The sequence below is a fragment of the Streptomyces sp. P1-3 genome, assembly GCF_050613155.1.
Classification (GTDB): Bacteria; Actinomycetota; Actinomycetes; order Streptomycetales; family Streptomycetaceae; genus Streptomyces.
In genome coordinates this window covers 7,486,711-7,508,852 of the sequence record NZ_CP192512.1, presented here as the reverse complement: position 1 = coordinate 7,508,852, position 22,142 = coordinate 7,486,711, and the positions used below count along the sequence as shown (strand labels likewise).

18 protein-coding genes are annotated in these 22,142 nt (G+C 74.1%); 13 read left to right on the top strand and 5 right to left on the bottom strand.

From position 1 onward, the window contains the following. Positions 1 to 121 precede the first annotated feature (121 nt). The 7 genes from ACQUSR_RS32020 to ACQUSR_RS31990 all read left to right on the top strand — a co-directional run bounded on the left by ACQUSR_RS32020 (position 122) and on the right by ACQUSR_RS31990 (position 11,579). A complete protein-coding gene (locus ACQUSR_RS32020) occupies positions 122 to 1,417 on the top strand; it encodes an ABC transporter substrate-binding protein (protein ID WP_431046642.1) in 1,296 nt (431 codons plus the stop codon). Continuing rightward, complete coding sequence (locus tag ACQUSR_RS32015; protein ID WP_431046640.1) at positions 1,417 to 2,334, top strand: carbohydrate ABC transporter permease; 918 nt, start codon at positions 1,417 to 1,419, stop codon at positions 2,332 to 2,334. The genes ACQUSR_RS32020 and ACQUSR_RS32015 overlap by 1 nt, the downstream gene beginning before the upstream one ends. Further along, entirely contained in the window at positions 2,331 to 3,161 is an 831-nt protein-coding gene (locus tag ACQUSR_RS32010) for a carbohydrate ABC transporter permease (protein WP_431046638.1), read from the top strand. The genes ACQUSR_RS32015 and ACQUSR_RS32010 overlap by 4 nt, the downstream gene beginning before the upstream one ends. Positions 3,162 to 3,197: 36 nt before the next feature. Beyond that, a complete protein-coding gene (locus ACQUSR_RS32005; RefSeq protein ID WP_431046636.1) occupies positions 3,198 to 4,421 on the top strand; it encodes a glycoside hydrolase 5 family protein in 1,224 nt (407 codons plus the stop codon). A gap of 805 nt (positions 4,422 to 5,226) precedes the next feature. Beyond that, entirely contained in the window at positions 5,227 to 7,329 is a 2,103-nt protein-coding gene (locus tag ACQUSR_RS32000; RefSeq protein ID WP_431046634.1) for an endo-beta-N-acetylglucosaminidase, read from the top strand. A 22-nt stretch (positions 7,330 to 7,351) separates the two neighbouring features. Continuing rightward, on the top strand, positions 7,352 to 10,393 hold the full coding sequence (locus ACQUSR_RS31995) for an alpha-mannosidase (RefSeq protein WP_431046632.1): 3,042 nt from the start codon (positions 7,352 to 7,354) through the stop codon (positions 10,391 to 10,393). A 475-nt stretch (positions 10,394 to 10,868) separates the two neighbouring features. After that, a complete protein-coding gene (locus ACQUSR_RS31990) occupies positions 10,869 to 11,579 on the top strand; it encodes a transglycosylase family protein (protein WP_431046630.1) in 711 nt (236 codons plus the stop codon). Positions 11,580 to 11,628: 49 nt separating this feature from the next. Here the strand turns inward: ACQUSR_RS31990 and ACQUSR_RS31985 are convergent, their stop codons facing one another. Further along, positions 11,629 to 12,543 carry an SDR family oxidoreductase gene (locus ACQUSR_RS31985; RefSeq protein WP_431046628.1) on the bottom strand — a complete coding sequence of 305 codons (915 nt, stop codon included), beginning with the start codon at positions 12,541 to 12,543 and terminating at the stop codon, positions 11,629 to 11,631. 1 nt (position 12,544) lies between these two features. Continuing rightward, positions 12,545 to 13,357, bottom strand: a complete 813-nt coding sequence (locus ACQUSR_RS31980) for an SDR family oxidoreductase (protein ID WP_431046626.1) — start codon at positions 13,355 to 13,357, stop codon at positions 12,545 to 12,547. A 90-nt stretch (positions 13,358 to 13,447) separates the two neighbouring features. Between ACQUSR_RS31980 and ACQUSR_RS31975 the strand changes: the two genes are divergently transcribed. The 4 genes from ACQUSR_RS31975 to ACQUSR_RS31960 are packed head-to-tail and all read left to right on the top strand — an operon-like array spanning position 13,448 to position 16,846. Beyond that, complete coding sequence (locus tag ACQUSR_RS31975; protein ID WP_431046624.1) at positions 13,448 to 14,194, top strand: enoyl-CoA hydratase family protein; 747 nt, start codon at positions 13,448 to 13,450, stop codon at positions 14,192 to 14,194. Continuing rightward, positions 14,191 to 15,072: a CoA transferase subunit A gene (locus ACQUSR_RS31970; RefSeq protein WP_431046622.1), complete on the top strand. Its 882-nt coding sequence runs from the start codon at positions 14,191 to 14,193 to the stop codon at positions 15,070 to 15,072. Before ACQUSR_RS31975 ends, ACQUSR_RS31970 begins: the two co-directional genes overlap by 4 nt. Further along, positions 15,069 to 15,800 (top strand): CoA-transferase subunit beta, encoded by a 732-nt coding sequence (locus tag ACQUSR_RS31965; RefSeq protein ID WP_431046620.1) that lies wholly within the window; start codon positions 15,069 to 15,071, stop codon positions 15,798 to 15,800. The genes ACQUSR_RS31970 and ACQUSR_RS31965 overlap by 4 nt, the downstream gene beginning before the upstream one ends. Further along, positions 15,800 to 16,846, top strand: a complete 1,047-nt coding sequence (locus tag ACQUSR_RS31960; RefSeq protein WP_431046618.1) for an NAD(P)H-dependent flavin oxidoreductase — start codon at positions 15,800 to 15,802, stop codon at positions 16,844 to 16,846. The genes ACQUSR_RS31965 and ACQUSR_RS31960 overlap by 1 nt, the downstream gene beginning before the upstream one ends. Before the next feature lie 35 nt (positions 16,847 to 16,881). Here the strand turns inward: ACQUSR_RS31960 and ACQUSR_RS31955 are convergent, their stop codons facing one another. From ACQUSR_RS31955 to ACQUSR_RS31945, 3 genes are all read right to left on the bottom strand, one after another. Beyond that, complete coding sequence (locus tag ACQUSR_RS31955) at positions 16,882 to 18,039, bottom strand: acetyl-CoA C-acetyltransferase (RefSeq protein ID WP_431046616.1); 1,158 nt, start codon at positions 18,037 to 18,039, stop codon at positions 16,882 to 16,884. A gap of 72 nt (positions 18,040 to 18,111) precedes the next feature. Next, the gene (locus ACQUSR_RS31950; RefSeq protein WP_431046614.1) at positions 18,112 to 18,735 is read right to left on the bottom strand and encodes a TetR/AcrR family transcriptional regulator; all 624 of its coding nucleotides are present in this window, start codon (positions 18,733 to 18,735) and stop codon (positions 18,112 to 18,114) included. Between the two features lie 32 nt (positions 18,736 to 18,767). Then, positions 18,768 to 19,556: an SDR family oxidoreductase gene (locus ACQUSR_RS31945; RefSeq protein ID WP_431046612.1), complete on the bottom strand. Its 789-nt coding sequence runs from the start codon at positions 19,554 to 19,556 to the stop codon at positions 18,768 to 18,770. A 52-nt stretch (positions 19,557 to 19,608) separates the two neighbouring features. On the opposite strand from ACQUSR_RS31945, the gene ACQUSR_RS31940 reads away from it, so the two are divergent. Together ACQUSR_RS31940 and ACQUSR_RS31935 are read left to right on the top strand one after the other, a co-directional pair. Next, entirely contained in the window at positions 19,609 to 20,817 is a 1,209-nt protein-coding gene (locus ACQUSR_RS31940; protein WP_431046610.1) for an acyl-CoA dehydrogenase family protein, read from the top strand. After that, complete coding sequence (locus ACQUSR_RS31935; RefSeq protein WP_431046608.1) at positions 20,814 to 21,995, top strand: acyl-CoA dehydrogenase family protein; 1,182 nt, start codon at positions 20,814 to 20,816, stop codon at positions 21,993 to 21,995. The genes ACQUSR_RS31940 and ACQUSR_RS31935 overlap by 4 nt, the downstream gene beginning before the upstream one ends. Positions 21,996 to 22,142: the final 147 nt, after the last annotated feature.

Genomic DNA, 22,142 nt, shown 5'->3' with positions numbered 1-22,142 from the left:
AAGCGCTTGAGCGTCAACAGACTAAAGCGCATTAGGCGTTGGCGGAACTCTTGACGCAACACGCCATACAGGTGCAGCTTCTTGAGCGGCCCCGCTGGACCGATCGAAGGAGCTCGCAGCTATGCGCATGTCCTGGAGATCCGTTGCCGCCGCCCTTCCCCTTGTCCTCTCGGCCCTCACGCTCACCGCGTGCGGTGGCTCCGGCGACGACGGCGGCAGCAGCGCGGATGGGAAGATCGAAGGCGACATCACCTTCCAGACCTGGAATCTGCGGGCGAACTTCAAGGACTACTTCAACGGGCTCATCGAGGAATTCGAGACGAAGTACCCGGACGTCCACGTGAAATGGCGGGACCAGCCCGGCGAGAACTACGCGGAGAAGCTCAGCGCCGACGCCGCCGCGGGCAGTCTGCCCGATGTCGTCAATGTATCGCCCGACCTGTCGTATCCCCTGGCCAAGGCCGGGCTGCTGATGAATCTGGACAAGGAGCGGGCCAGTGCCAGGTTCAAGGGGGAATACACCCCGGAGGCATGGCAGGGCACCTCGCTGCCCGGTCTGGACGGCAGTTACGCGTTCCCCTGGTATCTGAACACCGGGCCGCTGTTCTACAACAAGGCGCTGTTCAGGGAGGCCGGCCTCGACCCGGAGAAGCCGCCGCGGACGTTCGACGAGCTGTTCGCCGCCGCCAACGAGATGGCCAAGGCGTCGGACGGGAAGATCGCCACGCTGGCGGGCACTCCGGCCATCGAGGACTTCGGCCGCTACGGGGTGCGGCTGGTCAACGGCGACGCGACGGAGTTCACGTACAACGAGCCCAAGGGCGTCGAACTGCTGACCCGATACAAGGAGCTGTACGACAACGGAGGTCTGGACTCCCAGGTGCTGACCATGACTCCGGAGAAGGCCGGGCAGAAGTTCCTGTCCCAGAAGGTCGCGATGAATCCGGGGAGCGCCCACGACCTGGAGACGTTCAAACGGGACGCGCCGAGCCTGTACCGGAATCTCGGTATCACGGACGCGCCGACCAACAACGGAAAGCCGAACATGTACGTGATGGGCCTCGCGGTCAACGACCGCAGTGACCACAAGGCGGCGGCCATCGCCTTCGCGCACTTCGTCACCGACCAGCGGAACCAGGAGTCCTTCGCGCACCAGGTCGCGATCTTCCCCAGCACCAAGGGATCGCTGGAGAAGGCGTACTGGTCCAAGGCCGACGGCACGGACGGGGGACGGGTCCGGGTCGCCGCCGCCAAAGCGCTCAAGGGCGCGGTGAACTACACCCCCGTGGTGATGAGCGACGAAATGAAGACGATCCTGCAGAACGAGGTCGCCAAGGCGTTCCAGGGCAGGAAGTCGCCGCGGCAGGCGCTCGACGACGCCGTGGAGCAGAGCAACAAGCTGCTGCGGCAGAGCTGATGCGGCGCCGCCCCGCCCCGCCGGTGCGCAACCGTCCCGCCGTCCCTGTACGCACCCACCGGGCGGCCAGCCCCTGGCTGTTCCTGCTGCCCGGACTGGCGGTCATCACCGCCTTCACGCTCTATCCGTTCCTCACCACCGTCTACCGGTCGTTCACCGACGCCCGGACGCTGTCCGAGGGCCGGTGGGTGGGGCTGGAGAACTTCCGGACCATGCTGGACGACGAGCAGTTCCGGGTGGGGCTGCGCAACAGTCTGCTGTACGTCGCGCTGGTGGTGCCGTGCTGCGTGGTCCTGCCGCTGCTGCTGGCCCTGCTGGTGCGGCGGCAGGTCCCGGGGGTGGCCTTCTTCCGGTCCGCCTTCTACACCCCGGTGGTGGCCTCCGTCGTCGTGGTCGCGCTGATCTGGGAGTGGGTGCTCGACGACCGGGGCCTGGTCAACGCGATGCTGGAGTTCTTCGGGGCCGGGCCGGTGAACTTCCTCGGCGACCAGTGGCTGCTGCTGTTCAGCGCCATGGCGCTGACGGTATGGAAGGGGCTCGGGTACTACATGGTCATCTACCTCGCGGCGCTGGCGAACGTGCCGCGCGAGCTGCACGAGGCCGCCGCCGTCGACGGGGCCGGGGCGGTCCGCCGGTTCGTCCATGTCACGGTTCCCGCGCTCCGGTCGACGATGGTGCTGGTCGGGGCGCTGTCCTCGGTCGCCGCGTGCAAGGTGTTCGCAGAGGTGTACCTGCTGGCCGGGCCCAGCGGCGGCCCGGCGGGGCAGGACACCACGCTGGTCATGCTGGTCCAGCGGGTGGGGACCGGCCTCAACGGCCGGGTCGGCTACGCGTCGGCCATCTCCCTGGTCGTCTTCGCCCTCACCCTGCTGCTGATGCTGCTGGTGCTGCGCGCGGACCGGAAGGAGGAGCGGTGATGCGCCCGACCCGCTGGGGAACGGCCGTCCGCTATCTGCTGCTGCTCGCGGTCCTGGCGCTGACCGTCGGCCCGTTCGTGTGGCAGCTGTCCACGTCGCTCAAGGGCGGCACCGAGGACGTCTACACCTCGCCGCCGCGCTTCGTCCCCGAGCACCCCACCCTCGGCAACTACTCCGGTGTCGCGGACATCATCCCGGTGTGGGACTACGCGCTGAACTCGCTGAAGGTCGCGGTCACCAACGTCGTGACCAACTGCGTGGGCGCGTCCCTGGCCGGGTACGCCCTCGCCCGGCTGCGGTTCCGCGGCCGCAAAGCCGCCACGCTGGCGTTCGTCGCGGCGCTGCTGGTGCCGCTGGAGTCCATCGTCATCGCGCAGTTCACCACCATGCGGGAGCTGGAGCTGAACAACACGCTCATCGCCGTGGTGCTGCCGGGCGCGGTCGGCGCGCTGAACGTGCTGCTGATGCGGAACGCGTTCGCCGCCGTGCCGTACGAGACCGAGGAAGCCGCGGTCATCGACGGCGCCAACGTCTGGCAGCGGTTCACCCGGATCGCGCTGCCGCAGGTCCTGGGCACGCTCGCGGTGGTGGCGATCTTCGCCTTCATGGGGGCGTGGGACGACTTCCTGTGGCCGCTGATCGTGCTCTCCGACTCGGACAAGTTCACGCTGACCGTGGGCCTCAACTATCTGCACGGCACCTTCGCCAACGACCCCCGGCTGGTCGCGGCGGGCACGATCATCGCCGTCGCCCCGCTGATCCTGCTGTTCGTCTGCCTCCAGCGGTACTTCTTCCGCGGCGTCGGGGAGGGCGCCGTCAAGGGCTGACCGTGCCGGCCGTCTGCCGAGAAGGGATGGACCCCCGTGCGTTTCGGCGTCAACTACACCCCCACCCGGGGCTGGTTCCACCACTGGCTGGACTTCGACCTCGACGCGGTCCGCGCCGACCTGGACTCCGTGGCCGCGCTCGGCCTGGACCACGTCCGAGTCTTCCCGCTGTGGCCGCTCTTCCAACCGAACCGAACGCTGATCCGGCCGCGCGCCGTCGACCAGCTCGGCCAGATGGTCGACGCGGCCGGTGAGCGCGGCCTGGACGTCGGCGTCGACGGCCTCCAGGGGCACCTGTCGAGCTTCGACTTCGTGCCGTCGTGGACGACCACCTGGCACCGCCGCAACCTCTTCACCGACCCGGACGTGGTCGAGGCCCAGGCCGGGTATCTGCGCACGCTCGCGGGGGCGCTGGCCGACCGGCCGAACTTCCTCGGCATGACCGTCGGCAACGAGTTCAACCAGTTCTCCGGCGCCCCGCACCCCGACGCCGATCCGGTCGGCCGGGACCAGGCCGGGGCGTGGCTGCGGCGGATGCTGGACGCGTGCGAGCGGGGCGCGCCCGGCCGGCCGCATCTGCACGCCTCGTACGATGCCGCCTGGTTCCGGGACGACCACCCCTTCACCCCCGAGCACTCGGCGCGCATCGGGGCGGTCACCGCCGTGCACTCCTGGGTCTTCAACGGCACCGCCCAGCGGCACGGTGCGGACGGCGCCGCCACCGAGCTGCACGCCGCGTACCTGATCGAGTTGTCGAAGGCGTGGGCGGACGACCCGCACCGGCCGGTCTGGCTCCAGGAGGTCGGCGCCCCCGCCCCGCACATCCCGCCCGACCGGGCCGCGCGCTTCACCGAGGCGACCGTGCGGCGCGCCCTGGACTGCCCGGACGTGTGGGGGGTGACGTGGTGGTGCTCGCATGACGTCGATCGCGCGCTGGCCGACTTCCCCGAGCTGGAGTACGGGCTGGGTCTGCTCACCAACGACCGGCGCGTCAAGCCCGCCGGGGAGGCCATCGCCGCGGTCGTGCGCGCGTGCCGGGACCGCCCGCCGCGGCCGGAGCCGCGCACGACGGCGTTGGTGGTGGATCCGGGGGCCGGCCGGGCGGTGTGTGCGCCGGGCGGCGCGTACTTCGAGGCGTGGATGCGGCTCGCGGCGGCGGGGGTCCGGCCGGCGTGCGTGCTCGCCGAGCGCGTCGGCGACGCCGCGTACCTGGCCGCGCGCGGCATCACGGAGTTGGCCCACCCCGCCGGTGCCTGCTAGCCCGGCCCGGGCGCCCCGGGCCGCACGGGCCAGCCTGGCGGCGCGGCATCACGGAGTTGGCCCACCCCGCCGTTGCCGGCAAGCCGCCGGGCGGCCGGGACCGCACCGGCCAGCCTGGCCCCGGCCGCCGAGGGCGCCTGCGGCGGGCGTCTTCTCCAGCGCGGCCACTGGAGGTGCCCCCAACCCCGTTATGCGGCTACCACCGCGGGGGGGGGGAGCGAGCCCGGGGCTCCCGGGCGCCTGCCGCGGGCCCCCTTCCCCTGCCCCGTCCCTTCCCTCACCCGGCGCGGCCGCTGGGAGGTGCCCCGATCCGATGTGCGGCTACCACCGTGTGGGGGGCAAGCCCCGGCTCCGGCCCCCTGCGCCTGCCGCGGGCTCCTTCCCCTTCCCCGCCCCTTCCCGAGACTGGGGCTCCGCCCCAGACCCCGGCCCTCAAACTCCCCCAGCTAACGCTGGGAGGTGCCCCCAGACGGGCTGGCGGCACCGATGTGTGGCTCCGCCGCAGAGCGGGGCAAGCCCCCGGACCCCTGAGACGCCCTCCGGGCGGTCCTCAAGGACCGGGTCCGGGGCAGAGCCCCGCCACGCGGCGGAGCCGCGCGTCGGTGCCGGCCGTCCCGCGCTTGCGGACGCCCCTACGCCCTTACGGGCGTGGGGACCCCAGCGCGCTTCCGCAGGGTCGGGGCCCCGGCGCCCTCGGGCCCGGGGTCCGGGGCGGAGCCCCGGTTACGGGAAGGGGCGGGATCAGGGGAGAGAGCATCGCGCGCGGCCACCCACCGTTCGTCAACCCCGAGCAGAGGAGCACCCCATGAACGGCACACCACACGCACACCACCGCCCGCCCACCGGCCCCGCCCGGCGCAGCCTGCTCGCGGCAGGTGCCGCGGCCGCGGCGGTCGGGCTGACGGCGGGGCGGGCCGTCGGCGCGAGCGCCGCCGCCGAAGACCTCCAGCCGTACGCCTCGTACTGGTTCCCCGACAGCCTGCCGAGCGGCAGTCCAGGGCCCGGCGTGGTCTGGCGCAGCCTCACGGCGTGGACGCCCGGGGCCGACGCGGACCTGCCGTACAACACCGCGACCGTGCCGCTGGCGAGACGGTTCGCGCCCGTGTCCCCGAACGCCACCGCCCGCGCCGGGCAGGCCCGTGTACAAGCGCTCGCCGCGTTCGCGCCCACCTCGCGCAACCCCTCCCAGGGCGCGCCGACGGCGGACTACTACGCGCTCACCCACTGGGCGTACATCGATGAGCTCGTCTTCTGGGGAGGCTCTTCCGGGGAGGGACTGATCCTGGCGCCCAACGCGCCCGTGGTGGACGCCGCGCACCGCAACGGGGTGCCCGTCCTCGGCACCGTGTTCCTGCCGCCCGCGGCGTACGGCGGGCAGCTGCGCTGGACCCGGGACCTGGTGCGGCGCGGCGCGGACGGCGGGTTCCCGGTCGCGGACAAGCTGATCGCGGTGGCGCGGGCGTACGGGTTCGACGGCTGGTTCGTCAACGCCGAGACCGGCGGCGGGGACGCGGCGCTCGCGGCGGACATGCGCGGCTTCCTGCGCCATCTGCGGGAGCGGTCCGGCGGGTTGCGGGTGACCTGGTACGACTCGATGACCGACACCGGCGCGGTGAGCTGGCAGAACCGGCTCAACGAGCGCAACGCCGACTTCTTCCGCGCGTCCGACAGCATGTTCGTGAACTTCGGCTGGAGCCGGTCGGGGCTGGCCGCGTCCGGCGGGCTGGCGGAGGACATGGGCCGCGACCGGTACGAGCTGTGGGCCGGGATCGACACCGAGGCGCGCGGCTGGGACACCCCGGTCGACTGGGACGCGATCGTCCCGGCGGACGGGCCGCATGTGGTGTCGTACGGCTTCTACCGGCCCGAGTGGACCTGGACCGGTCTGCCGTCGGACCAGCGCACGCCCGCCGCCTTCCACGCCCGCGACGACCGGTTCTGGACCGGGTCGTCGCTGGATCCGTCCGCACCGGACGGCGGCTCCGGGGGGTGGCGGGCGCCCGCGCTCTCCGTCGCCGACCGGTCCACAGTGGCCGCGCTGCCGTTCGCCTGCGCCTTCAACACCGGGCACGGGCTGCGCTGGTACGAGCGCGGCGAGGTGCTCTCGGAGACCCCTTGGAACCATCTGGGCCTCCAGGACCGGCTGCCCGGGCGCCGCTGGGTGGTGCGGACCCGGGGCGTCCGGCCGCGGGTGGGCTTCGACTTCGCCGACGCCTGGCGCGGCGGCAGCAGTCTGCTGGTGGACGGCGCGCTCACCGCCCCCGCCACCGTCGAACTGCACTCGGTGCGGCTGCCGCTGTCGGAGGCGACGGTGGTGGAGCTCACGCACCGCGCCGACGCCGGTTCGGCCGCGGTGCGGGTGGAGTTGGCGGTCGCACTGGCGGAGCCGGGCTCGCCGGGCGAGCCGTACCGGTTCGCCTTCGTTCCGGCGGGGACCCTGGCGGCGGGCGACGGCTGGACCACGGTGACGCTGCGGCCGGGGCGGCGGCTGCGGGGCCCGCTCGGCGACCCGCGCGCCGTCACGGTCCACGCGCTGGGGGTGCGGCTGACCGCGCCCGACGGCGGTACCGTCCGCTGGCGGTTGGGCGCGCTGGCGGTGCGTGACACCCGCCCGGCCGCCCCGGCGCGCCCGGGTGCGTGCGAGGTGGCGGCATCGGGGAAGAATGCCGACGGGTCGGCCGCGCTGCGGCTGGTCTGGGGCCGCTCCCGCGGTTCCCTACGCCACTACGAGCTGTGTCAGGTGCTGCCCGGCGGGGGCCGCCGGTTCCTCGGCGGGACGTGCGGCACCGCGTTCTACGTCCCCGCACTGCGCCGTACGCGCGGTGAAGCGGTGACCCGGATCGAGGTGCGGGCTGTTGACGAGCTGTTCGTCCCGTCCGCGCCGTCCGTTGCCACGTACACCTGGTAGACCACTCGAGGAGCCGTTTCGTATGCACAGCGACCGCGACGTCATCGAAGCCCGTCTCAAGCGCGTGCTGGAGGAGAGGATCCGCCCGGCCGTCTACCCGGAGTCCGTGCCGCTCGAGGTCGGGGTCTGGAACGCGCCGGACGAGCCCGTGCCCGTGGCCGAGGGGCTGGCCGCCCCGCGCACCCCGATCGCGGTGGGCGACCAGTGGGGGCCGCCGTGGGGCACCAGCTGGTTCACCGTGACCGGGCGGGTGCCGGACGGCTGGGCGGGCCGGACCGTGGAGGCCCTGCTGGATCTGGGCTTCGACGAGAACATGGCCGGCTTCCAGTGCGAAGGGCTGGTCTACCGGCCGGACGGCTCGCCGGTGAAGGGGCTCAACCCGCGCAACCAGTGGGTGCGCGTCGGGGCCCCGGTGGCGGGCGGGGAGCAGGTGGTGCTGCACATCGAGGCCGCGTCCAATCCGGTGATCCTCGACTACGACCCGTTCCGGCCGACCGAGCTGGGCGACAAGGAGACGGCGGGCCACGAGCCGCGGTACCGGCTGGCCCGGATGGACCTGGCCGTCTTCGACACGGCGGTGTGGGAGCTGGTCCAGGATCTGGAGGTGCTGGGCCAGCTGATGCCGGAGCTGCCGGTGGACTCCCCGCGCCGCTGGGAGGTCCTGCGGGCGGTGGAGCGCGCGCTGGACGCGGTCGACCTCCAGGACGTGGGCGGTACGGCGGCCCGCGCCCGCGCGCGGCTCGCCGACGTGCTGGCCGCGCCCGCCCACGCCTCTGCGCACCGGATCAGCGCGGTGGGGCACGCGCACATCGACTCGGCGTGGCTGTGGCCGCTGCGGGAGACGGTGCGCAAGGTGGCGCGTACGACGTCGAACATGACGGCGCTGCTGGAGGACGAGCCGGGGTTCGTGTACGCGATGTCGCAGGCGCAGCAGTTCGCGTGGATCAAGGAGCACCGGCCGGAGGTCTACGCGCGGGTGAAGAAGGCGGTCGCGGAGGGCCGGTTCGTCCCCGTCGGCGGCATGTGGGTGGAGTCGGACACCAACATGCCGGGCTCGGAGGCGCTGGCCCGGCAGTTCGTGCACGGCAAGCGGTTCTTCCTGGAGGAGTTCGGGATCGAAACCGAGGAGGTGTGGCTGCCGGACACCTTCGGCTACTCGGCCGCGCTGCCGCAGCTGGTGAAGCTGGCGGGCGCGAAGTGGTTCCTGACGCAGAAGATCTCCTGGAGCCGGACCAACAAGTTCCCGCACCACACGTTCTGGTGGGAGGGCCTGGACGGCTCCCGGGTCTTCACGCACTTCCCGCCGATCGACACCTACAACGCGCAGCTGTCGGGCGCGGAGCTGGCCCACGCGGTCCGCAACTTCCAGGAGAAGGGGGCGGCGACCCGGTCGCTGGCGCCCACCGGGTGGGGCGACGGCGGCGGCGGTACGACACGCGAGATGCTGGCGCGCGCCAAGCGGCTGGCGGATCTCGAGGGGTCGGCGAAGGTCGTCTTCGAACGGCCCTCGGCGTTCTTCGAGAAGGCGCACGCGGAATACGCCCACGCCCCGGTGTGGGTGGGCGAGCTGTATCTGGAGCTGCACCGGGCGACGCTCACCAGCCAGGCGAAGACCAAGCAGGGCAACCGGCGCAGCGAGCATCTGCTGCGCGAGGCGGAGCTGTGGGCGGCGACGGCGGCGGTGCGGGCCGGCTTCCCGTACCCGTACGAGGAACTCGACCGGCTGTGGAAGACGGTGCTGCTGCACCAGTTCCACGACATCCTGCCGGGTTCGTCGATCGCCTGGGTGCACCGCGAGGCGGCCGCGACGTACGCGGCGGTCGCCGCAGAGCTGGAGCGGATCATCGGCGACGCGCAGACGGCGCTGGCCGGGGACGGCGCGGCGGGCGCGTCGGTCGTCTTCAACGCGGCGCCGCACGAGCGCGGCGGGGTGCCGGCGGGCGGCGCGGTGCCGGGGGCGGGGGCGGACCCGGGGGCGGTGTCGCGGGCGCCGCGGGACGGCGGCGGCTTCGTCCTGGACAACGGGCTGCTGCGGGTGGAGATCGACGGCCGCGGGCTGCTGGTGTCGGTGTACGACGTGACAGCGGACCGGGAGACGATCGCGCCGGGCCAGGCGGGCAACCTGCTCCAGTTGCATCCGGACTTCCCCAACATGTGGGACGCCTGGGACGTCGACCACTTCTACCGCAACACGGTGACCGACGTGGTGGAGGTGGAGTCCCTGGTCCCGATGGGCGACGAATCGGTGTACGTGGTGCGGGCCTTCGGCTCCTCGCGGGTGGGACAGCGGATCACGTTGCCGCCGGGCGAGCGGCGGGTGGAGATCAAAACCACAGTGGACTGGCACGAGACGGAGAAGTTCCTGAAGGTGGCGTTCCCGTTGGATGTGCACGCCGACCGGGCGGCGGCGGAGACCCAGTTCGGGCATCTGTACCGGCCCACGCACACCAACACCAGCTGGGACGCGGCGAAGTTCGAGGCGTGCGCGCACCGCTTCGTGCATCTGGAGGAGCCGGGCTGGGGGGTGGCGCTGGTCAACGACTCGACGTACGGCTACGACGTGACCCGCGCGGTGCGCCCGGAGACCGCGGCATCGGGAACGGGCGGGACCACGACCACGGTGCGGCTGTCGCTGCTGCGCGCGCCGCGCTTCCCCGACCCGCGGACCGATCAGGGCGTGCACCGGTTCCGGTACGCGCTGGTGCCGGGTGCCTCGATCGGCGACGCGGTGCGCGAGGGCTATCGCGTCAACCTCCCGGAGCGGCGGGTGCCGGGGGACGCGGAGGTGGTCCCGCTGGTGACGGCGGGCGACGACGCGGTCGTCCTGAGCGCGGTGAAGCTCGCGGACGACGGCAGCGGGGATGTGGTGGTCCGGCTGTACGAGTCACGGGGCGGCCGGGTCCGCAGCGGGCTCGTGGCGGGTTTCCCGCTGGCGTCGGCCTCGGTGTGCGATCTGCTGGAGCGCCCGACGGGGCCCGCCGACCACGCCGACGGCCGGGTCGCGCTGAACCTGCGGCCGTTCGAGATCGTGACGCTGCGGCTGGTCCGGGCGGAGCGCGGCTAGGGCCTGGGGCGCGGCGAGGGCGCTGAGCGCGACGCCGGGTGGCATCCGGCGCGCCGGGGCGCCCAATCGTCCGACGGTGGCGGGGGGAGGTCGCGGCGGGGGGTGGGACGGGGGGTGGCTCGCCGGGCGTTTCATCGCAGGGTGCGGAGCGGTGTGCGCCCCCGGCCGGCCATCCGCCGTTCCACGTACCCTCCACGTGGGCCCTCGGCCGCCGGGGGAAGCCGCTCGTCAGGGATGTGGGCGGCCGCCCGGCCGGCCGGGCCCGGACGCCCCGTGCGCCCACCCTCTCTCCGTGCGCCCACCCGTCATAAATGACGGGCCGTCAGCACCTCAGGCGATGGTCGCACGACGGCGCGAGGCGGTCCGCGAACACGGATGCGCCTTGTGACCTGCACCGCTCCACTGCCGTACTCGTGGCAGCCCGCCCGAGGACGGGTGGGCGATCCGCATGTCGCAGCCGAGAGGAACGGGTCCCATGGCCGTACGAGGAATCCACCGCCGTCCCGCATCTCCCAGCCACCGCGTCCTTCCGCTGAGCGCGGCTCTCGCCGCGTGGGGGGCCGGGCTCGCCCTTCCGATACTCGGCGTCGCCGCCGGTGGCGCGGCGGCGGCCTCTGCCGACATCTGGGAGCGGGTCGCCGCGTGCGAGAGCGGCGGCAACTGGAGCAGCAACACGGGCAACGGCCACTACGGCGGGCTGCAGTTCTCCCAGGCGACCTGGGAGGCGTACGGCGGCACCAGGTTCGCCGCCCGGGCCGACCTGGCGACCAAGTCCCAGCAGATCGTCATCGCGGAGGCGGTCCTGGGCCGGCAGGGCCCGGGGGCGTGGCCGACGTGCTCGGTCCGGGCCGGTCTGACGCCGACCGCGGGCGGTGCCCCGCGGACCACTCCGGCCGTCCCGCGGACCACTCCCCCTGCCCCGCGGACCGCCCCCGCTGCTCCCCGGAGGGCACCCAGCGCCACCCGCCAGGTGCCCGCGCCCGCACCGGCGCACCCCCACCGCGACCGGTCGCGGCCGGCGGCCGGGACGTACACGGTGGTCAGCGGTGACAGCCTGTCGGGCATCGCGCTGCGCCTGTCGGTCGACGGAGGCTGGCAGTCGCTGTACGACGTCAACCGCGAGACCGTCGGCCCACGGCCCGACGTGATCTTCCCCGGGCAGCGCCTCGTCCTCCCCGCGGGCTGAGTGACAGGGGCCGGCCGCCGTCCTCGGACTGCCGGGGCGGCGGCCGGCGTCAGCGCGCCCCGTACACCGGTTGGGGCGCGGCGGCCGCCGTGAGGAGCGCGGTGGCCGCGGCGCCCGCCTCGCGCGGGGTCCAGCGCGCGCCCTTGTCCGTGGCCGGTCCGGGGCGCCAGCCCTCCATCACGGTGATCCGTCCGGCCTCCGCCGCGAACACGCGTCCGGTGACCCGGTCGCAGGCGGCGGAGCCGAGCCAGACCACGAGCGGGGAGACGTTCTCCGGGGCCATGGCGTCGAAGGCGTCCGGCCGGTCGGGGGCGGCCATCTCGGCGGCGAAGGTGTCCTCGGTCATACGGGTCCTGGCGGCCGGGGCGACGGCGTTGACCTGGACGCCGTACGGGGCGAGTTCGGCGGCGGCGACCACGGTGAGGCCGAGGATCCCGGCCTTGGCCGCGGAATAGGCGCTCTGGCCGACGCTGCCGAGCAGGCCGGCACCGGAGCTGGTGTTGACCACGCGGGCCGCCGGGGTGCGGCCCGCCTTGGCCTCGGCGCGCCAGTGCCGTGCGGCGTGCCGCAGCGGCAGGAAGTGGCCCCTGAGGTGGACCCGTACGACGGCGTCCCAGTCGTCCTCGCCGAGGTTGACCAGCATCCGGTCGCGCAGGAACCCCGCGTTGTTGACGAGGGTGTCGAGGCGGCCGAAGGCGCCGAGGGCGGCGCCGACCAGCGAGACGGCGCCGTCCGGCGTGGTGATGTCGGCGCCGTGCGCGACCGCCTCGCCGCCGCGGGCCCGGATCTCGTCGGCGACCCGCTGCGCGGGGTCCGCCGAGTGTCCCGCGCCGTCGGGGCCGGTGCCCAGGTCGTTGACGACGACGCGGGCGCCCTCGGCCGCGAAGGCCAGGGCATGCGCGCGCCCCAGGCCGCGGCCCGCGCCGGTGACGGCCACCACCCGGCCCTGGCACAGTCCCGCCATCTCACTCCTCCTCGTGTTCGCGGTCGGCTTCCGGTGCGGCCGGTACGGACGGGTGGCGGGCCGCGTCGAGGAACGCCGGGCGCTCGCCGCCCCCGTGGACCTCCAGGCGCGCGCCGCTGACGTACGCGGCGAGTGGGGAGGCGAGGAAGACGCAGGCGCCGCCCGCCTCGGCGGGTTCGGCCAGGCGGCCCAGCGGAACCGTGCGGGCGACGGCGGCCACCCCGGCGTCGTCGCCGTAGTGCGGCCCGGTGCGTTCGGTGCGGACCATGCCGAGGACGACGGTGTTGACCCGGACGCGCGGGGCCCATTCGACGGCCAGGGATCTGGCGAGGTTCTCCAGGCCCGCCTTGGCCGCGCCGTAGGCCGCGCTGCCCGGGGACGGGCGGGTGCCGCTGACACTGCCGATCATCACCACGGACCCGCCGCCCACGCGCAGCAGGGGGAAGGCGGCCAGGGCAACCGTCAGCGGCGCGGTCAGGTTCAGTTCGACGACGCGGGCGGCGCGCCGGGGACCCGCGTCGGCGAGCAGCCCGTACGGGGTGCCACCCGCGTTGTTGACCAGCGTGTCCAGCCCGCCGTGGTCGGCCCGGACCCGTTCGAAGAGGCGGTGGACCGCGTCCGGGTCGCGGACGTCGGCGGGCAGGAACCGGGCGGCGCGCCCGGCGGCTTCGACGGGGCGCTCCGGCGGGCGCCGCGCGCAGACCACCACCTCGGCTCCGGCGGCGAGCAGGGCGCGGCTGATGCCCGCGCCGACGCCTCGGGTGCCGCCGGTGACGACGGCGACCTGTCCGCTCAGGTCGATGGTGACGGCCATCTGGCACCTCCCGCGCGCGGCCCGGCGCTGCTACCTTCTCCGTACCCGTACGCCTAACAAACGTTTGGTGGAAAGGTAGCTGATCCAGTGATGGGTGTCTCCACCTCCGTCCCCGAACCGGGCGTCGCCGTCGTGACGGTGGACTTCCCGCCGGTCAACGCCCTGCCCGTGCGGGGCTGGTACGACCTGGCCGAAGCGGTGCGCGGCGCGGGCGCCGACCCGCGCACCCGCTGCGTCGTCCTGGCCGCCGCCGGACGCGGCTTCAATGCCGGTGTGGACCTCAAGGAGTTGCGGCGCGACCCGGGGCACACGGCGCTGCTGGGCGCCAACCGCGGCTGCGCCGCCGCCTTCGCGGCCGTCTACGACTGCGAGGTGCCGGTGGTCGCCGCCGTGCAGGGCTTCTGCCTGGGCGGCGGGGTGGGGCTCGCCGGGAACTCGGACGCGATCGTGGCCAGTGACGACGCCACGTTCGGGCTGCCGGAGCTGGACCGGGGGGCGCTCGGCGCGGCCACCCATCTGGCCCGGCTGGTGCCGCAGCATCTGGTGCGCGCGCTGTACTACACCTCGCGCACCGTCAGCGCGGCCGAACTGCACCGGCACGGCTCGGTCTGGGCGGTCGTTCCCCGGGGCGAGCTGCGTGGCGCGGCCGTCGCGCTGGCCCGGGAGATCGCGGCGAAGGACGGCACGCTCCTGCGGCTCGCCAAGGCCGCGCTCAACGGCATCGACACCGTGGACGTACGCCGCAGCTACCGCTACGAGCAGGGCTTCACCTTCGAGGCGGGGCTGGACGGCGTGGCGCGGCGGGTCCGCGACACGTTCGGGGAGGAGCGGGAATGACGGCCTCCGATGGTTCGTGGGACAAGCGGATGACGGCGGATCAGGCCGTCGGCCGGCTGGCGAGCGGGATGACGGTCGGCATCGGCGGCTGGGGCTCCCGGCGCAAGCCGATGGCCCTGGTCAGGGCCCTGCTGCGATCGGACGTGACCGACCTGACCGTCGTCTCATACGGCGGCCCCGACGTCGGGCTGCTGGCCGCCGCGGGGAAGATCCGCAAGCTGGTCACGGCGTTCGCGACGCTGGACTCGATCGCTCTGGAGCCGTGGTTCCGGGCGGCGCGGCAGCGCGGCGGCCTGGAGCTGATGGAGCTGGACGAGGCGATGGTGATGTGGGGGCTGACCGCCGCCGCGCACCGGCTGCCGTTCATGCCGGTGCGGGCCGGGCTCGGTTCGGACGTCATGGCCGTCAACCCCGGGCTGCGTACGGTCACGTCCCCGTACCCGGACCGGGAGGAGCTGGCGGCGGTGCCCGCGCTTCGGCTGGACGCGGCGCTGGTGCACCTCAACCGGGCGGACGCGCGCGGCAACGGCCAGTACCTGGGGCCCGATCCGTACTTCGACGACCTGTTCTGCGAGGCGGCGGCGGAGGCGTACGTGTCGTGTGAGCGCATCGTGCCCACCGCCGATTTCGCCGCGGCGGGCGGCCCGCAGACGCTGCTGGTCAGGCGGCACGTGGTGACCGGGGTGATCGAGACGCCGCACGGCGCGCACTTCACCTCGTGCGCCCCCGACTACGGGCGCGACGAGGCGTTCCAGCGGGCGTACGTCCGGGCCGCCGCCGATCCGGCCGCCTGGCGGGAGTTCACCGGCCGCTTCCTGGCCGGGGACGAGCGGGGGTACCAGGCCGCGGTGGCGGCGTTCACCGAGGAGGGGGCATGACGGCGACCCGGGCGGAGTGCTGTGTGGTGGCCTGCGCGGAGGCCTGGCGCGGCGCCGGGGAGATCCTGGCGAGCCCGATGGGCACGGTGCCCGGCATCGCGGCGCGCCTGGCGCGGCTGACCTTCTCCCCTGGTCTGCTGCTCACCGACGGGGAGGCGACGCTGGTCGACGCGGCGGGCGAGGCCGAGGGCTGGCTGCCGTACCGGTGGCATCTGTCGCTGGTGACCGGCGGCAGGCGGCACGTGATGATGGGCGCCGCCCAGCTCGACCGGTACGGCAACCAGAACATCTCCTGCATCGGGGATTGGAAGCGGCCCGTGCGGCAGCTTCTGGGGGTGCGCGGCGCGCCGGTCAACACCCTCAACCACCCGACCAGTTACTGGATTCCGCGGCACAGTCCCCGGGTGTTCGTCCCCCGCGTGGACATGGTCTGCGGGGTGGGGTACGACCGGGCGGCGGCGGCCGGGCCGTCCGCGACCCGGTTCCACCGCATCGCGCGCGTGGTCACCGATCTGGCGGTGCTGGACTTCGAGTCTCCGGACCGCACCATGCGGGTGCGGTCCCTGCATCCGGGGGTGACGGCCGGTCAGGTGCGGGCGGCGACGGGGTTCGAGTTGCGGATACCGGAGCCGGTGCCGGTCACCCGTGAGCCGACCGCCCACGAGCTGCGGCTGATCCGGGAGGTGCTCGATCCGGAGGGGCTGCGCGAGCGGGAGGGGCTGAGCTGATGGAGACGGCACTGACCCGGCTGGTGGGCGTGGCGCACCCGATCGTGCAGACCGGCATGGGCTGGGTGGCCGGGCCCCGGCTGGTGTCGGCCGTCGCGAACGCCGGGGGCCTGGGCATCCTCGCCTCCGCGACCATGACCCTGGACGGGCTGCGGGCGGCGGTACGGGAGGTGGGATCCCGTACCGGCGCGCCGTTCGGCGTGAACCTGCGGGCCGACGCTCCCGACGCGGCCGACCGGGTCCGCGTCATCGTCGAGGAGAACGTGCGGGTCGCCTCGTTCGCGCTGGCGCCCTCCCGCGAGCTGATCACCCGGCTCAAGGACGCGGGCGTGGTCGTCATCCCCACGGTCGGCGCGCGGCGACACGCCGAGAAGGTCGCGGCCTGGGGCGCGGACGCGGTGGTGGTGCAGGGCGGCGAGGGCGGCGGGCACACCGGTCAGGTCGCCACGACCGTGCTGCTGCCGGAGGTCGTGGACGCCGTCGGCATCCCGGTCGTGGCCGCCGGGGGCTTCTGCGACGGCCGGGGGCTGGTGGCGGCGCTGGCGTACGGAGCCGCGGGGATCGCCATGGGCACGCGTTTCCTGCTGACGCAGGACAGCACCGTCCCGGACACCGTCAAGGCCCGCTATCTGGCGGCGTCCGCCGCCGACGCCGCCGTCACCACCCGCGTCGACGGCATGCCGCACCGGATGCTGCGCGGGGAACTGGTCCGGGCGCTGGAGCGGTCCGGGCGCGCCGCCGCGCTCGTGCGCGCGGCGCGACACGCCGCGTCCTTCCGGCGGCTGTCCGGGGTGGGCTGGCCACGGCTGCTGCGCGACGGGCTGGCGCTCAAGCGCCACAAGGAACTGACCTGGAGCCAGGTGCTGCTGGCGGCCAACACGCCGATGCTGCTGAAGGCGTCGATGGTGGACGGTAGGACCGATCTGGGGGTGATGGCGTCGGGCCAGGTGGTGGGCCGGATCGATGATCTGCCGTCGTGTGCGGAGCTGGTGGGGCGGGTGATGGACGAGGCCTACGAGGTCCTGGCCGCGCTGCCCGCCCTGTAGCCCCTGGCCCCGGACGTACGCGGCGCGGGAAGACCTCAGAGCCGTTCGACGATCGTCACGTTCGCCTGGCCGCCGCCCTCGCACATCGTCTGCAGGCCGAACCGCCCGCCGGTGCGCTCCAGTTCGTGCAGCAGGGTGGTCATCAGCTTCGCGCCGGTCGCCCCCAGCGGATGGCCGAGCGCGATGGCGCCGCCGTTGGCGTTGACCCGTTCGGGGTCGGCGCCGGTCTCCTTCAGCCAGGCCAGCACGACCGGCGCGAACGCCTCGTTGATCTCGATCAGGTCGATCTCGTCGATGGCCATCCCCGTCTTCCGCAGGGCGTGCGCGGTGGCGGGGATCGGCGCGGTCAGCATCCGGATCGGGTCCTCGCCGCACACCGACAGATGGTGGACGCGGGCGCGCGGGGTCAGCCCGTGTTCGCGCACGGCCCGTTCGGAGGCGACGAGCAGCGCGGCGGCGCCGTCGGAGACCTGGGAGGAGAGCGCGGCGGTGATCCGGCCGCCGTCGAGCACGGGGCGCAGGGCGGCCATCTTCTCCAGTGAGGTGTCGCGGCGCGGTCCCTCGTCCACGGTCACCTCCCCGTAGGGCACCAGCTCACGGTCGAAGCGGCCTTCGTCAAGGGCCCGGACGGCGCGCCGGTGGGAGCGGAGGGCGAACTCCTCCATCGCCTCGCGCGTGATCTGCCACTGCTCGGCGATGAGTTCGGCGCCGTGGAACTGACTGACCGGCTGGTCCCCGTACCGGGCGCGCCAGCCCGGCGACCCGGCGAAGGGACCCTGGTCGAGCCCCAGTGGCACGGCGGCCTGGCGGCTGGCGTAGGCGATCGGCACCTGCGACATGTTCTGCACGCCGCCCGCGACCACCAGGTCCTGGGTGCCGGAGAGCACGGCCTGCGCCGCGAAGTGCAGCGCCTGCTGGGAGGAGCCGCACTGCCGGTCGACGGTGACGCCGGGGACCTCCTGCGGCAGCCCGGCGGCCAGCCAGCAGGTGCGCGCGATGTCCCCGGCCTGCGGGCCGACGGTGTCCAGGCAGCCGAAGACGACGTCCTCGACGGCGGCCGGGTCGGCGCCCGAGCGCTCCATCAGGGCGCGCAGCACATGGGCGCCGAGGTCGGCCGGATGGACGGCGGCGAGCCCGCCGCCGCGCTTGCCGACCGGAGTGCGTACCGCTTCGACGATGTATGCCTCGGCCATGGCTGCCGCTCCTCCGTCACTCTCGCGTCACTCACGCCATGTGCGTGATGTGCGCTGTTCACGTCAATCGCGTCACTCGCGCAGGGCGATGCCGTCCAGCACCATCGACAGGTACTGGCGGGCGATCTCCTCGGGGCTGTGCTGTCCGCCCGGCCGGTACCAGGAGGCGGCGACCCATACGGTGTCGCGCACGAAGCGGTACGTCAGCCGGATGTCGAGGTCGGCGCGGAAGGCCCCGTCCGCCACGCCGCGCTCCAGGGTGCCCAGCCACGCCCGCTCGAACTTCTCCTGGGAGGCGGTGAGGTAGCCGAACCGGGGCTGGGCGGCCAGGTGCCGGGACTCCTTCTGGTAGATCGCCACCGCCGCGCGGTGCCGGTCGATCTCCCGGAAGGACTCGGTGACGAGGGCCTCGATGGTCTCCCGGGGGCCGAGACCGGCGGCGAGGACCGCGTCGTAGCCGGCCCACAGCTCGTCCAGGAAAGTGGAGAGGATCTCGTCGATCATCGACTCCTTGGAGTCGAAGTGGTAGTAGAGGCTGCCGGCGAGCATGCCCGCCTCGTCCGCGATCCGGCGGACGGTGGTGGCGTTGTAGCCGTGCGCGGCGAAGACCTCGGCGGCGGTCGACAGCAGTTCGCGGCGGCGCTCGGGGGAGGCGCTCACGGTCGTCTTCTTGCTGGTGTGGCTGGTGTTCGGCACATGGCCATTGTCGCCCCACGCCCCGCTCCCCCTCAGGCCCGCTGGGCGCTGACGGAGACCGTCTCGCCGGTCATGTACGAGGAGTAGTCGCTGGCGAGGAACACGATGACGTTGGCGACCTCCCAGGGTTCGGCGGCGCGGCCGAACGCCTCGCGGCGGGTGAGTTCCGCCAGCAGCTCGGGGGTGGTGACCTTGGCCAGGTGCGGGTGCGCGGCCAGGGTCGGGGCGACCGCGTTGACCCGTACTCCGTAGCCGGCGGCCTCGACGGCGGCGCAGCGGGTGAGGGCCATGACCCCGGCCTTGGCCGCCGCGTAGTGCGCCTGCCCGGCCTGCGCGCGCCAGCCGACGACCGAGGCGTTGTTGACGACGACCCCGCCGGAGCCGGTGGCCCGCATCCGGCGCAGCGCGGCACGGGTGCAGCGGAAGGTGCCGTTCAGCGTGACGTCGACGACCTCGTGCCACTGGCTGTCGGTCATGTCGGCGAGTTCGGCGGTGCCGCCGAGACCGGCGTTGTTGATCACGGCGTCCAGGCGGCCGTGCCGCCGCTCGGCGAGGTCGTACAGCGCGCGGATCTGCGGTTCGTCGCGCACGTCGCAGGGCAGACCGGCGACGCGGGCGCCGCCGAACTCGGCGGCGAGCGACGCGACGACCGCCTCCAGGCGGCGGGCGTGCGCGTCGCCGAGGACGACGGCCGCGCCTTCCTCCAGGAACCTGCGGGCGGTCGCTCCGCCGATCCCCGCGCCCGCCGCGGCGGTGACGACGGCGGTTCGGCCGGTGAGCAGCCCGTGCCCCGGGACGTACTGCGCCTTGTTGTCCGTCACACCGGAACGGTAACCTACCAAACACTTGTTAGGGAAGGTTGGTGGTGGCCGGATGGACCTCGAACTCTCCCCGGAGGACGCCGCGTTCCGTGCCGAGGCCCGGGACTGGCTCGCCACTCATGTGCCCGCCGGGCGGCTGCCCTCGCTGGAGACCGCCGAGGGCTTCGCCGCCCACCGCGCCTGGGAGCGGACCCTGGCGGAGGACCGGTGGTCGGTCGTGTCCTGGCCTGGGGAGTACGGCGGTCGGGACGCCTCCCTGCTGCGCCAGTTGCTCTTCGAAGAGGAGTACTACGCGGCGGGCGCACCGGGCCGGGTCGGCCAGAACGGCATCAGTCTGCTGGCGCCCACCCTGCTGCGGCACGGCACCGCCGAGCAGCGCGCCCGGATCCTGCCGCCGATGGCGAGCGGCGCCGTCGTCTGGGCCCAGGCGTGGTCGGAGCCGGAGGCCGGATCGGATCTCGCCGCGCTGCGCTCCACCGCCCGGCGGGACGCGGGAGGGTGGCGGCTGAACGGCCAGAAGACCTGGTCGTCGCGGGCGGCCTTCGCCGACCGCGCCTTCGGGCTGTTCCGCAGCCACCCCGGCACGGACCGGCCGCACCAGGGGCTGACGTACGCGATGTTCCCGCTCGACGCACCGGGGGTGACGGTGCGTCCGCTCGGCCGTCTCGACGGCAGGCCGGGGTTCGCCGAGATCTTCCTGGACGAGGTGTTCGTACCCGACGAGGACGTGATCGGCGAGCCGGGGCAGGGCTGGCGGGTCGCGATGAGCACGGCGGGCGACGAGCGCGGCCTGACCCTGCGCGCCCCTGGCCGCTTCACGGCGGACGCCCACCGCCTGGCAGCCTTGTGGCGCGAGCACGCGGCGGCTCCGGGCGGAACTCCCGGGAGAGGGGACCCCGGGGGGCGGGACAGCGGGCTGCGCGACCGGGTCGCCGACGTCGTGATCCGCGCCCGCGCCTACCAGTTGTTCGCGTACGCGCGGGCGACCGGCCCGGCGGGCGGCGGCTCGCCGGGCGCCGAGGCGAGCCTGACCAAGGTGTTCTGGTCGGAGCTGGACCTCGCGCTGCACGAGACGGCGCTGGACCTGCTCGGTCCGTACGGCGAGCTGGCCGACACGGCGCCCGACGCCCCCGCGCGCGGCGGCTGGGCGGACGGATACACCTTCGCCCTGGCCGGGCCGATCTACGCGGGCACCAACGAGATCCAGCGGGACATCATCGCCGAGCGGCTGCTGGGCCTGCCGAAGGGGCGCCGCGGATGAGACTCGCGCTGGACGAGGAGCAGACCGCGTTCGGCCGGACGCTGGACCGGATGCTGGGCGGCGCCGACGTGCCGGGCGCGGTACGGGCGTGGGCGGCGGGGGAACGAGGCCCCGGCCGTGCCCTGTGGCGGCGGCTCGCCGACGCCGGGGTGTTCGCGCTGGCCGTCCCCGAGGCGTACGGCGGCGTGGGCCCGCTGCCGGTGGAACTGGCCGTGGCGTACGTGGAACTGGGGCGGCACGCCGTGCCGGGCCCGGTGGTGGAGACCACCGCCGGGGCGGTCCTGCTCGGCGCCCTCACCGAGCGGGGCGGGACGCACACGGCGGAGCCGGCCGGACGGTGGCTGCCGCGGATCGCCTCGGGGCAGGCCATGGTCACGCTCGGCGCCCCGGAGGCCGGTCCGTACGTGCTGGACGCGGACGCCGCCGACGCGGTGTTCGTGGTCTCCGGACAGGACCTGCGGCAGGCCGCCGCCCACGGCCCGCTCCAGCCCTCCCAGGACCCGGCCCGCAGGCTGTTCCGGCCGGTGTTGGACGACCCGGGGCGGATGACCGGCCCCCGGCGCGATCCGGCGGCCGGGCGGGCGGGCGGCCCCGAAGCGGCGCGCCTGCCCGGTCAGGCCACCGGACGGGCGACCGGACCGGCCACCTGCCCCGGGCAGGCAGACGGCCCGCGGCGGCTGAACGGTCCGGCGGTGGCGGCCGCGGCCGCGCGGGCCGCCGACTGGGCGGCCTTCGCCACGGCGGCGCAGGCTCTGGGGGTGGGGCTCGCGCTGCTGGAGCGGACCGTCTCCCACGCCCGGCGGCGCTCCCAGTTCGGGCGGGCGATCGGCTCCTTCCAGGCCGTCAAGCACCGGCTCGCGGACGTGCTGATCGGGCTGGAGTTCGCCCGGCCGCTGCTGTACGGGGCCGCGGTGGCACTCGCGGATGACAGGCCGGACGCGGGTGCCGAGGTCGCCGCCGCCAAGGTCGCGGCGGGCGAGGCCGCGTACGGAGCCGCGCGGGCCGCCCTGCAACTGCACGGCGCCATCGGCTACACGGCCGAAGACGACCTGTCGCTGTGGCTGCGCAAGGCCCGCGCCCTGCGGTCCGCGTGGGGCGATCCGGCCACCTGCCGCGCCCGCTTCCTGGCGCTCCACACCGACCACCACCCCGCGAAACCGGAGGTCGGCGGCGCGTAGCCAAGATCAGCGACCTGGCGGCAACGTGACGTGCGTCACCGACGCACCGCATCCGACGCAGTATCCTGGCAGGCATGCTCCTGCTCGTACGCCGCCGCCACGTGGACTTCGTCCGCGTCACGAGCATGTCCTGTTTGCGCACTGGCT